Consider the following 12,096-nt stretch of genomic DNA (forward strand, 5'->3'; position numbering starts at 1 on the left):
AGTGCAGCAATACCGCATTTATCCAAGGAGTAGAGCCATAGCAATCACCAGCAAAAGTATTGAGCCGATCGAGTCCACCATTTTTTCTGACGCAACCGATAAAATCGGCACTGCAATCATTAGCGACTGCTGTATTTTAACCCCCCTTCTAAGCAGGTAGTCGACAGCCAACTGTTCCGTCGACTGCAATCCTTGCGAAGATGAAAGGATAAAGTAGCCGCCGAACACCCCCCATGACATCGCCAGCAAAAAGGCGAACGTAGCGAGTACGCCAATAGTCCTTCCAAATCCAAAACCCTTCGAATCTATCCAGCGGATCAACCTTGCCGCCGCATAGCCTGCCAACACGAGATAAGCGGATAGAGCTCCCGCCAGGAGCACAAAGAACTGGGATTTCACCTCACCCAAAGGCCATATCGATACGACGATTGAGACGACCATCGCCAGCAGCGCTACAAGCCAACACCTGCCTTCACTCAAACGGAAGACCATTGGTCGACTCCCTGATCATAAGTCCAGCATCGTAACGAAGATTCGGATTGGATGCCTTCACCGCCGCCACATAGCTAACAAGCTGATCGGCAGAGATGGTACCTATTGGCGACCAACTTCCGAACATTTCTTCGTAGATCTGCTTCGCCTCATCATCATAGCTATCACACATCCGCCGCTTGCTTAATTTTATGAGCGGGATTGAGCTAACCCCGGATGGATCGCCGTCCAAATAATTCAGACCCTTGTCGAGCTGCTTGGCGGCACCAGGCAAGGGGCTCATCAGAAATGCTTTAAAGTCTCTTAACCTACCGCTCACCGGACCATAGAACCTCACCGAGAATCGGACTTGCCCTCGAAACTCTCCACCAAGAAATCTTCTAGCCCGGACATCCATAAGCCCCAGGGGATCAATGGTATTTAGTGGCTGCGCATCGGCGTAAACATAAGTATCAGCCCCACCATTCAGACCAATCGGATCGCTCTGAATGTAACGACCGACGGCCGAATCGTAGTCACGAAAGTAGTTGTAAACCAAGCCACTGACCGCATCGAACCGCTGCCCCGGAAACCGCATATCGAACACGAACTTCGCGCCGTCCAGGTCCGGATCTTCATTTGGCTGCGTATTTCCGAACGCCTCGCCTTTGACGTTCCACGCCCAAACCGCCTTGTTGCGCACCGGATCGACCACGATCCGCGGCGTACCCAGATGATCGGGCTCGATGTAGTACAGCTTCTGCGCCGTGCCGGAGCCCTGGATCACGCCGACCGGTAGCTCGTCCATCCAAACGACTTGCTGCAGCGCCGCGCCGGCGTTGTCGTACTCGCCCAACCAGCTGCCATCCTCGGCGTACAGCGAATGCCGGATGCTGGTGTCGTTGTAGCGGCGCACCTGCTGGCCGAGCCCGTTGTAGGCGTAGTTCATCTTCGCCGCGCCGTCGACCTTGAATTGCGCGAGGCGGTCAAGGTCGTTGTAGACGTATTGCTTCGCCGTGCCGCCGACGCTGGTGGTGTTGCCGGCTGCGTCGTAGCTGCGCGCGATGCCGGCAACGCTTTGCAGGCGGTGGCTGGTGTTCGGGAAGGCATAGGCCTGCACGGCGCTCGCTCCGCTCTTGAAGCTGGTGCGGTTGCCGGTGGCGTCGTAGCCGTAGGTCTCCAGCGGGGTCGCGGTGGGGCCATCCTGGGTTTGGGTCAGGCGGTCGAGCCGGTCGTACTCGTAGCGCGCCAGGATCGCGGATTGGTTCTGGGTGCTGAATCGGCTGACGTTGCCGACTTCATTGCGGGTCAGGTGCAGCGACAGGCCGTCCGGGGCGGAGCCGACCAGACGCGAGATGTCGTAATTGCGGTCGACGTTGCGCGTCATCGGTTGGTTGTTGCCGTATGCCCAGCCGGCCGCTGGGCCATATGCGGCGTAGCCCACGGCGGTCAGCAGGATTTCGCGCGACGCTCCCGTACGGGTCACGCCGATCTGGGTGATTCGGCCATGGCTGCCGCGCACGTAGTCGGCAACGCTCCCGTCCGGATAGGTCACCGATTTCAGCGTGCCGGCCGCGGTGTAGGCGTAGCGAAGGGTCAGCACGGGCCCGGTAGTGACCACGATCTTGCGCACCATGCGGCCGAAGCGGTCGTGGCAATAGCGCAAGGCGCCGCCGGTGCCGACGGACTGGCTCAGCCGCCCCTTGGAGAACGTTTCCCCGGCCGGACAGCCGGACGCGACCGTGTCGTAGGTGTAGGTCGTGCCCAGCACGGCAGTGGGGTAAGCACGCTGGGTCAGGCGGCCCAGCGCATCGTAGCTGTAGGTTGTCGTGATATTGCGCGCGTCGGTCCGGGTCTTGGTCTGGCCCGACGCATCGTAGGTGTAGCCGGTCACGCCGGTGTCCGGGCTGGTCAGCTGAGTCAGCTCACCGAACCCGTTGCGCGCGTAGACCGTGGACAGGCCCTTCGGATCGATCACCTTGGTCACTTGATCGAGTGCGTCGTACTCGATCTTGGTTTCCGCGTTGATCCGGCCGGTGCCGACGTCCTGCAAGGTTTTGACCAATCGTCCAAGCGGGTCGTAGTCCTGGTCGGTCACGCGGCCGAGCGCGTCGGTGGTCGTGTCCGGATGGCCCTCGGCATCGTAGGTGTAGCCGGTCGCGTGGTTCAGGCCGTCTTTGTAGGTCTGCACTTGACCCAGGACGTTGAACACCCGCGACAGCGTCGCCTGCACGGTGCCGGCGCTGTTCTTGGTGTCTTCGACCTTGCGGTTGCCGGCGAGATCCAGCGTGTACTGCACCGTCGCGCCGGAGCGGTCGGTCACGCCGGTCAGCCGCTGCGCGTTGTCGTAGGCGAAGGTCGTGAAGTTCCCATCCGCAAGCGTGACCTGCTTGGTCAGGCCGGTGGGGAAATACTCGATCTTGGTGACCAGGTCGTCCGTCTCGACCGCGTTGTCGGTACCACGCACCTTGCTGGCCGTCAGCCAGCCGCGGGTGTTGTACTCGGAGTCGGTGACCACGCCGTTGGGATCGACCACCGACAACACCCGGCCCTGCGCATCGTAGCCGGAGATTTCGGTGACCAGGCCGGCCGCATCGATGGTCTTGCGCAGGTCGCCCTTGCGGAAGGTGCACAGCGCCGGTGTGGTCGCGCAGGTGCTGTCGTCGCTGCCGTAGTACTCGAACTTGGTGATGTCGTTGACGTCGCTGCGCGGGCCATCCACCGACTTCAGCAGGCCCAGGATCGGACAGGTGCTGTTGGCGGCGACGACATCGGCGGCTTCGCAGTAGGCGTAGGCGGTGGTGCGAGTCACATTGGCGACGGTGTCGCGCACGGCCACGCTGATCGGCTGCAGGCGGGCGTTGCGGGCGATCCGGGTCTCCTGGTTGCCGACGGTCGAGCGGATCAGGCGGTTGCTGGCGACATCGGTCGTCGCGGTGCTGACCCGCTGCTCGGGCTTGCCGACGGCCTCGGTCGTCGTGACGGTGCGCGCGAGCGCGCCGGTGACCGCGTCGTTGGCTTCGGCGTAGGCGAACTCCGACTTGATGCCCTTGCGGTCGGTCAGGCTGGCCGGGCGGCCACGGAAGTCGGTGGACTCGGCGTTGTACATATTCTTGACCGTGCCATTCTCGTCCACGATGTCGCCGAACCGGCGCGGCAACACGCCGGTGCCGCTGGTCAGGCCATAGGTCGTCTTCTGGCCCAGCGAGTCGGTCACCTCGGTTCCGCCTTCGGGGCGGTAGGCCAGCGTGATCTTGTCGGCGCCGCCGTCGTGCTGGCTGGTGATCACCCGCCCCTTGGCGTCGTAGGCGAAGGTGCTGTAGCGCTTGTTGTCTTCGTGGGTCACGCCGGTCAGGTGGCGCGGGAAGCGGCTGTCTTCGTAGTGGTACTTGCGCTGGCCGCCGCCGGGAAACGCCGCGGTTTCGACTTGGCGCCCCGGCGTATAGGTGTAGCTGGCCAGGGTTGTGTTCCCCGACGCGATCGAGGAGATCAGCGCGTCGCCGGAGTTGCCGGCGTAGTTGAACTTCACCGACCGGCCGGTCGAGTGCGTCACCGAGTCCAGGCGGTCGTACGCGCCATAGCCATAGGTCAGCTTGGTTCCGTCCTCGGCCTGCCGCTCCGCCAGACGGCCTTGGCTGTCGAACACCAAGACCTCGCCCGAGCGATGCAGCAACCACTGCGAGCCCGAGGCGACGATCCGGTCGCCGCTGCTGTCGGCGGCAACGAAGGCGTTGCCTACCTTGGCGAAGCGGACCTGGTAGCCGTTGCCGCCGCTGAGCCCGAGCGTATCGGCCGAGATACTCAAGCGCAGGTCCAGCGAATGGGTCCAGCCCGGACCGAAGCTGCCGGAACGCACGGCGATGCCGGAATGGTAGCTGCGCGTGAGGGATATCCAGCCCAGGTCGAAATCGGTCTGGTTCTCGATCTTCTCGCCGGTCTTGACGTTGCAAGGATTACCGCGGTGACCGCCGCACCCGAGGATCTTGTCGGTGCTGATCGCCGCGACATCGCGCTCGTTCGCGCAAGCCCCGTACTTGTCGCTCCAGTTCATATTGACGGCGGGACATTGCATCCGGCGCGTGCGCGACAGCGTCATCGTATCCGTCGCGTCCTTCACGCAAGGCTGGGTCTGGGTGTTTTCGCCGCGGTAGTAGACGATGTCGAACACGCGATGCTCCAGCATCCCCGCGTGTTGCGGATCGGGCGGGCTCCAGGCCCCGGTGGCCGTGGCCTTCGCGGTCGCCGGGCAGGCCGGCGCCTGATCGTTGTAAAACGCCTCCAGCTCCGCCACCGCGAGCGCTTCGCTGGAGTGCGGCGCGCCGCCCAGGGTAGCGTCGTAGCCCCAGTCCGGATCCAGCGGCTGTTTCAAGCCCATCCAGTAGGTGATGGTGCCTTTGCCGTCGGCGCGCAGCAGGTTGTCTTTGACGACGGTGACGAAGGGATAGGGATTGGGTCCGTCACTGGGCCCGGGCAGCGCCTTGATCGCGTCAGCCGCCTGCTGATAGGTGTTGTAGGACGTCGTCTGGCCGGTCGGAACGACGATCTTCCATGCGATCTGGCTTTCCTGCGCGACGGCGGCGGAAGCGAAGATCGCCGCGAGCCAGAGTGCGATGGACAGCGAAAGCCGAAACCGGACGCAGCGTGCGAAGGCGCGCTGCGCGAAACGAATCCCTGTAAGCATGTTCGAACCCGAGAACGAAGGGCGCGGCGTCGACAGCTTTCACCTCGATGCCGGGGCGATCGTCGTTGACCGCCCGTCGACATTTTCGTTACCGGCGCCGCCGCGGTTCAAGTTCGAAAAAACAGTGATTTTTTGCTGATATCCGGCGTATTTACCGCATGAATACCGCCAAGAAAAACGGACGCTTCGCAGCGTCCGTTTCCTGCTCCATCGGCATCGGCCCATCGCATCGACCCGCCGCCGCGATCGCCATGCCACTACAACGACAACCGCTCGCGCAGTTCCCGCGACTGCCGCCGCGACACCTCGATCCGACTGCCGTCCCTGAGTTCGAGTTCGTAGCCGTCGCCCACCGCCGGTTCCACCGACTTCACCGCACGCAGGTTGAGCGGAGGGTTGCGCTCGGCGCGGAAGAACAGCGACGGGTCCAGCCGCGCCCATCGCCGCCGCGTTTGAGCTTGCGTCGCTTTACGACGGCGCTTACGGGCGCGCCGGCTCAGCCCGGCTCAGCGCCCAGAACGGGATCGCGCGCCGCAGCTCGAAGCCGTTGCGCAGGTACAGGCCGACCGCGCGCGGATTCTCCTGGCTCACGTGCAGGAACGGGACGCGGCCGCGCGCGTGGTTGTCGTTGGCCAGGAACGCCAGCAGCCGGCGCGCGTGGCCGCGGCCGAGGAAATCCGGGTGGGCGCAGATCGCGCTGAGCTCGGTGTAGCCGTCCGTGCCCATGCGCTCGCCGGCCATCGCCGCGAGCCGGCCGTCCTGGTAGATGCCGAAGTAACGCCCCAGCTCCATCGTGCGCGGCCGGAAGTAATGCGGATAGACCAGCGCGGTCAGCGCCAGCGCATCCTCGCGCCGGGCCGCGTCGAGCTCGACGATGGGCGCATCGTCGTCGCCGGCGTCGGGCGCCGCGATCGGCGCGCGGCAGATCATCTGCGCCAGGTCGGCGAGATGGCGCAGCCGCCAGCGCGGGCCGGGCCGGGGCGCCACCCCGAGGACCAAGGCTGTGTCGCCCGCGGGCACCAGCGCTTCGAGCGCCGCATCGGCGTCGGCACCTTCGCCGGCATCGGCGCTCGCCACGCCCAGGAACGGCGCCACCTCGGCCGGATAGCGGGCGACGCCGCCCGCGCCCAGCGCCAGCGCGCGATGGCGGCTCGCCAGGGAGGCCCAGATCGGATTGTCGAGATCGCCTTCGCTCATGCCGGCCGCCTGCAGGGACTGCCCATCGCAATGGCGGCGCGGCGGCGGCGGCTCAAGCCGGCGCGGAGTGCGACTTTGGTCGGACCTTGCCCCATCCAGCGATATTCCAATCCATCGCGATAAAGAGATATTATCCCGGCAACCCCGCCACGGTGCCGTCCCATGCTGCCGATCAGCTTCGAGTTCTATCCGCCCAAGACCGACGATCAGCGCAGCCAGCTCGACAAGACCGCGGCCAAGCTGCGCGGGTTCTCGCCGAGCTACGTGTCGTGCACCTTCGGCGCCGGCGGCTCGACCCTGAGCTATACGCCCGAGACCATCCGCCGCCTACGCGGCAAGCACGGCCTCGACGCGGCGCCGCACCTGTCCTGCGTCGGCGGCACCCGCGGCGAGATCCGCCAACTGCTCGAGCTCTACCGCGAGCTCGGCTGCCGCCGCCTGGTCACCCTGCGCGGCGACCTGCCCTCGGGCATGGCCAGCGCCGGCGACCTGCGCTATGCCAACGAACTGGTCGAGTTCATCCGCGCCGAGACCGGCGACCATTTCCACATCGAAGTGGCCGCGTACCCGGAAACCCATCCGCAGGCGCGCGACGCGCTGTCGGATCTGGAGAACTTCAAGCGCAAGGTCCGCGCCGGCGCCGACGGCGCGATCACCCAGTATTTCTACAACCCCGACGCGTATTTCCGCTTCGTCGACGACGTGCGCGCGGCCGGCATCGACGTACCGATCGTGCCCGGCATCATGCCGATCGCCAACTTCAGCCAGCTGCGCCGTTTCTCCGACCTGTGCGGCGCCGAGATCCCGCGTTGGATCGCCCAGCGCATGCAGGCCTACGGCGACGACGCCGACAGCATCCGCGAGTTCGCCGCCGACGTGGTCGCGCGGCTGTGCAGTCGCCTGATCGAAGGCGGCGCGCCGGGGCTGCACTTCTACACGCTCAACCTCGCCAAGCCGACGCTGTCGGTGCTCTCGCGCATCGCCTGAGCAGACGCGACGCGCGCGTCCCCGCGCGCGCTTGCGGGCGGCCGGGTTTTCGCGGCGATCGCGATGCGAAAGCGCGCGCGTAACCGTATACGCCCGACCGGCGACGCGCGTTCACCCAGCTGAAGCGAAACGACGCAACGCACACAAATGCGTCGTGCTGCCCAGCACCAATGACGAACTGCACGCGCAGGTCTCAGCTTGCGTTTGTCTTGCGACAAGTTCGGTCTTGAGCCGCGCGACCGCGCGCGCGCCCACTGGCGCCAGGATGCATCGCCACGACGAGCGGTGCCCTCGCGACCGCCACCGCCGGCCCGGCCACGGGCCGCGCGGCGCGCAGCGGTCCCCAATGGAGAGTGCGCACATGACTGTCCGCAACAAGCTCTTGCCGTTGAACTTCGCCATCGCCCTTTCGCTCGGCCTGGCCGGCGCCGCATCGGCCGCCGAACCGGCGCCGCTATTCGCCGCGCCGGCCGCCTCGCTCGCGCGCAGCGCCGACGCCGACAGCGCGTTCAAGGCCGCCAAGGCCGAACGCGCGGCCGTGCGCGTGGACCTGGTCCGCGCCGACGCCGCGCAGATCACCGAGACCCAGGACCAGTTGCTGCTCAACCTCGCCCCCGGCGTCAGCCTCAAGGCGCACAAGCTGCAGGCCGAAACCAAGCCCGGCGGCGTGGTGGTCTGGCAGGGCATGGTCGGCGACCCGAACGCCCAGCTCAAGCGCATCAACCAATTCACCGGCGCCGAGCTGATCGACAATCCGGAAGAGTCGGCGATCCTGGTGCGCCAGGGCGGACAGATCTCCGGCACCGTGCGCAGCGGCGGCAAGCTGTACCGCATCGACCCGCTCAAGGGCCAGGGCCACGCGATCAGCCTGATCGACGAATCGAAGATGCCCGAGGACCATCCGTCTTCCTACGCCGCCCTGCCGATGCCGCCGCTCAAGCTCGATCCGGCGTTCGACGAAGCCAAGGCCGGCGAAAAAGCGCCGACCGTGGTGCGGGTGATGGTGGTCTACACCCAGGCCGCCGCCAACGCGGTCGGCAACACCCTGACCAAGGCCAACCTGGCCATCACCGAGAGCAACCAGAGTTTCGCCAACAGCGCGGTCAACGTGCGCTTCGAACTGGCCGGCCAGTACACCGACAGCTACGTCAGCGCCGGCTTCGACACCGACCTGAGCCGCTTCGCCGGCACCACCGACGCTTACCTCAACAACTACCACACCACCCGCAACACCATCAAAGCCGACGTCAACGTCCTGATCATCACCGACCCGGCGTACTGCGGCCTGGGCTACCTCAACTCGAGCGCGACCAACGCCTTCAGCGTGGTCGGCGCGAGCTGCATGACCGGCTACTACAGCTTCGCCCATGAGATCGGCCACAACTTCGGCGCGCACCACGATCCGAACAACGGCAACAACACGATCTACCCCTACGGCCACGGCTACTGGGGCCCGGGCAACGCCTGGCGCACGATCATGGCCTACAACTGCGGCAGCAACTGCCCGCGCCTGAACTACTGGTCGAACCCGAACATCACCTACAACGGTTCGCCGATGGGCACGACGGCCAAGAGCAACAACGCGCGCGTGCTCAACCAGCGCGCCGCGACGGTCGCCGGCTTCCGCTGACCTTCGCCCCGCGCGCGGCGCTCACCGGCGCCGCGCGCGGATCGCGCGCTTCGGCGGCCGCGCGCCTTCGCTTATCCCTGCCGGAGCCGCGTCCGCTGCGATCGATCCCAGCAACGCAGCCTCGCCGCCGCATCCGGGAGTCACGGCCCCCGAATCCCCGCTCCCGTCGTTCCGGCGAAAGCCGGAATCCATTTTGATCTTGCGGTTGCGGCTGCCTTTGCCGTTGCTTGTGCTCGCCCTTAAGTCCGATGCAGTCATCCCGCAGCCCCGGAGGGCGTGCGCATGGATGCGCACGCGCGCCATGGGGCAGGATGCCCCTTATGGCGCGGCCCCGCGCCCCTTTCGAGCCCTAGTGGCTCTTGACTCGAAAAAATAAGGCCTTTTCTTTGGTTACTTTCTTTGTGGCTTAAGACAAAGAAAGTGACCCGGCCGCTTGCGGACGGAAGCTCTTGATCTTCGCTTGTCGTCACCCGCAGGCACACGCAAAAGCAGAACCCGCCGCGGCACGCCCCCTGTAGGAGCGGCGCAAGCCGCGACCGCGCCATCGCGGCAATTGCGAAAGTTTCATCGTAGGTGCGTTGTCGCGGTCGCGGCTCGCGCCGCTCCTACAGTCGGATACGCAACCCCGCCGCTGTCATTCCGGCGAAAGCCGGAACCCATTTTGATTTTGCTGCTGCCTTCGCCGTTATCGATATGTCACGCGATGACAAGCCACCATCAAATGCTTTCGTCCGCAAGCGGCCGAGCTACTTTCTTTTGTCAGCGCGACAAAAGAAAGTAGCCAAAGAAAAACGCTTGTTTAAGGTCACAAGCCACCAGGTCCAGCGCCTTGCGCAGGGATGCGCCGTAAGGGGCATCCTGCCCCTACGGCGCACGCGCGCATCCATGCGCGCGCCCTCCGGGTCTGCGCAGCTGGGGCCTCGTTTCAGGAGGAGATAAAGCAACAGCGAAAGCAAATGCAACAACAGCAACAGCAAAATGGATTCCGGCTTTCGCCGGAATGACGGCCGTCGAGGTCCTTCGCAATTGCCGTCTCGCAGCCTCGCTCCGCATCGCTGGTGCAGAAAGAAAACGCAATACGACCGACCGCTGGCGCGACCCAAGCCGCGACCACTCCACCCCGGCAACGACCGGCCGCCCCCACCGCGACCGCTGCACTGTCCCTGCGCCGCCCCCGGCGCTAGTCTTCGCCGATGCCTTCTGCCGCCCGTCCCAGCCTCCGCCTGTTGCCGCCGCTCGTCTTCGCCGCGGCGGCGCTGTCGCCCGCCGCCGCATCGGCGCAGATCCACCGCTGCACCGACGCGCGCGGCAACTCGGTCTACACCGATCGCGATTGCGCCGCGGTCGGCGGCGTGGATCGGCTGCCGCGCGGCAACGCCGCGGCGGCCAAGCCCGAGGCGGCTTACGCCGGCGGCTGCGCGCGCAACCTGCGCGATCTGGTCGGCGCGATCACCACCGCCATCGACGCCCACGACGGCAACAAGCTCGCCGCGGTCTATCACTTCGCCGGCATGTCCGACGACCAGGGCTACGCGGTGATCCAGCGTCTCGACGCGATCGCCCAGCGGCCGCTGCTCGACATCGCGCCGGTGATGGGCGCCGCGCCCGAACCCGCGCCGCCGCGTCCCGGTCCGTGGACCACGCTGCCGGCGGCCGCGCCGAACGCCGCGCTGGCGCCGCTGCCGCCGGCCACGCCGCCGCCCGCGCCCGCGACCGGCCTTGGCCGCCCCGCCGGCATGGACGGCGATCCGGCGCCCGCCAGCGATCCCGCCGCCGTCGCCGAAGCGCCGGCCGCGCCGGCTCCGGTCCACCGCCGCGCCGCGCCGGTCGCGCTGCGCCTGGAGCAGACCCTGGCCAACGGCGTCACGCCATCGCGCACCGTGTTCGGACTGACCCGCCACTTCGGCTGCTGGTGGATCAAAGGCGGTTGAACCTGCGCCTGAATGGGCGCATCCGACGTGCCGCGCAAGCCCATACGCCGCAGTCGCGTTGGGAAGGCGCCACCGCGCAGGGCACAATAGCGGTTTCCCCACCCGACGACGGAAGCCGACGATGCAATACCCCGAATGGATCTGGCAGAACGGTTCGATCAAGCGCTGGGCCGAAGCGACCACCCACGTCATGTCGCACGCGCTGCATTACGGCTCGTCGGTGTTCGAAGGCATCCGCACCTACGACACCCCGAACGGCCCCATCATCTTCCGCTTGAACGACCACAACCAGCGTCTGTTCGCCTCGGCCAAGATCTACGACATGCCGATCCCGTACTCGCTCGCGCAGATCAACGCCGCCTGCCATGAAGTGATCAAGGCCAACGGCCACAGCACCGACTACCTGCGACCGGTCGCCTACCGCGGTCTCGGCGGCTTCGGCCTGTCGGCCGACACGCCCACCGACGTGGCCGTGGCGACCTGGAAGATGGGCCAGTACCTCGGCCCGAGCGTGCTCGAGGAAGGCATCGACGCCTGCGTGTCGAGCTGGCAGCGCTTCGCCCCGAACACCATCCCGGCCGGCGCCAAGGCCGGCGGCAACTACCTCTCCGGCCAGTTGGTCGCGCGCGAAGCGCGCCGCCTGGGCTTCGGCGAAGGCATCGCCCTGGCCTCGACCGGCCTGCTGTCGGAAGGCGCCGGCGAGAACCTGTTCCTGGTGTTCAACGGCGCGCTGCACACCACCCCGGTCAGCGCAGCGCTGCTCAACGGCCTGACCCGCAACACCATCATCACCTTGGCCCGCGACGCCGGCATCGAAGTGGTCGAGCGCGACCTGCCGCGCGAGTACCTGTATCTGTGCGATGAGTTGTTCATGTGCGGCACCGCGGCCGAGATCACCCCGATCCGTTCGGTCGACGGCCGCCAGGTCGGCAGCGGCCGCCGCGGCCCGGTCACCGAGCGCATCCAGGAACTGTTCTTCGGCCTGTTCAACGGCAAGACCGCCGACAAGTACGGCTGGCTCGAAGCGGTGAAGTAAGCGCTGCGCGCACAAGGGCGCCGCGGCCGCCGGGAGCGGACGCGGCGCCTTTTTCTTTTGCGCTTGGCTGTTATGGGAGGGGCTTCAGCCCCGATGCTCTTCGGTCAGGTCGTCGCGATCTGAGGCAAGAGCATCGGGGCTGAAGCCCCTCCCACCACAGCCG

The 12,096-nt window shown here is 66.2% G+C and carries 9 protein-coding genes; 5 read left to right on the forward strand and 4 right to left on the reverse strand.

The genetic code is table 11. The features are described from left to right. Positions 1 to 18: 18 nt before the first annotated feature. Positions 19 to 492 (reverse strand): hypothetical protein, encoded by a 474-nt coding sequence (locus RDV84_RS01480; RefSeq protein ID WP_309152243.1) that lies wholly within the window; start codon positions 490 to 492, stop codon positions 19 to 21. Next, positions 473 to 5,152: an RHS repeat-associated core domain-containing protein gene (locus RDV84_RS01485; protein WP_309152244.1), complete on the reverse strand. Its 4,680-nt coding sequence runs from the start codon at positions 5,150 to 5,152 to the stop codon at positions 473 to 475. Before RDV84_RS01485 ends, RDV84_RS01480 begins: the two co-directional genes overlap by 20 nt. Here RDV84_RS01485 and RDV84_RS01490 point away from each other — a divergent pair. Next, positions 5,151 to 5,291 carry a hypothetical protein gene (locus RDV84_RS01490; protein WP_309152245.1) on the forward strand — a complete coding sequence of 47 codons (141 nt, stop codon included), beginning with the start codon at positions 5,151 to 5,153 and terminating at the stop codon, positions 5,289 to 5,291. The two genes, RDV84_RS01485 and RDV84_RS01490, sit on opposite strands and share 2 nt — an antisense overlap. A gap of 118 nt (positions 5,292 to 5,409) precedes the next feature. Here the strand turns inward: RDV84_RS01490 and RDV84_RS01495 are convergent, their stop codons facing one another. Both RDV84_RS01495 and RDV84_RS01500 read right to left on the reverse strand, forming a co-directional pair. Next, complete coding sequence (locus tag RDV84_RS01495; RefSeq protein ID WP_309153664.1) at positions 5,410 to 5,652, reverse strand: LytTR family DNA-binding domain-containing protein; 243 nt, start codon at positions 5,650 to 5,652, stop codon at positions 5,410 to 5,412. Continuing rightward, the gene (locus RDV84_RS01500) at positions 5,633 to 6,349 is read right to left on the reverse strand and encodes a GNAT family N-acetyltransferase (RefSeq protein WP_309152246.1); all 717 of its coding nucleotides are present in this window, start codon (positions 6,347 to 6,349) and stop codon (positions 5,633 to 5,635) included. Before RDV84_RS01500 ends, RDV84_RS01495 begins: the two co-directional genes overlap by 20 nt. Positions 6,350 to 6,511: 162 nt before the next feature. Here RDV84_RS01500 and metF point away from each other — a divergent pair, with 162 nt between their 5' ends. The 4 genes from metF (at position 6,512) to RDV84_RS01520 (ending at position 11,933) form a co-directional block, all read left to right on the forward strand. Further along, positions 6,512 to 7,336 (forward strand): methylenetetrahydrofolate reductase [NAD(P)H], encoded by an 825-nt coding sequence (gene metF / locus RDV84_RS01505; RefSeq protein WP_057946474.1) that lies wholly within the window; start codon positions 6,512 to 6,514, stop codon positions 7,334 to 7,336. 361 nt (positions 7,337 to 7,697) lie between these two features. Next, positions 7,698 to 8,966 (forward strand): M12 family metallo-peptidase, encoded by a 1,269-nt coding sequence (locus RDV84_RS01510; protein ID WP_309152247.1) that lies wholly within the window; start codon positions 7,698 to 7,700, stop codon positions 8,964 to 8,966. A 1,226-nt stretch (positions 8,967 to 10,192) separates the two neighbouring features. Beyond that, complete coding sequence (locus RDV84_RS01515) at positions 10,193 to 10,897, forward strand: DUF4124 domain-containing protein (RefSeq protein ID WP_309152248.1); 705 nt, start codon at positions 10,193 to 10,195, stop codon at positions 10,895 to 10,897. Positions 10,898 to 11,018: 121 nt separating this feature from the next. Beyond that, positions 11,019 to 11,933 carry a branched-chain amino acid transaminase gene (locus tag RDV84_RS01520; RefSeq protein WP_057946470.1) on the forward strand — a complete coding sequence of 305 codons (915 nt, stop codon included), beginning with the start codon at positions 11,019 to 11,021 and terminating at the stop codon, positions 11,931 to 11,933. The last annotated feature ends 163 nt before the right edge of the window (positions 11,934 to 12,096 follow it).

It is taken from the genome of Lysobacter yananisis, from assembly GCF_031199375.1.
Classification (GTDB): Bacteria; Pseudomonadota; Gammaproteobacteria; order Xanthomonadales; family Xanthomonadaceae; genus Lysobacter; species Lysobacter yananisis.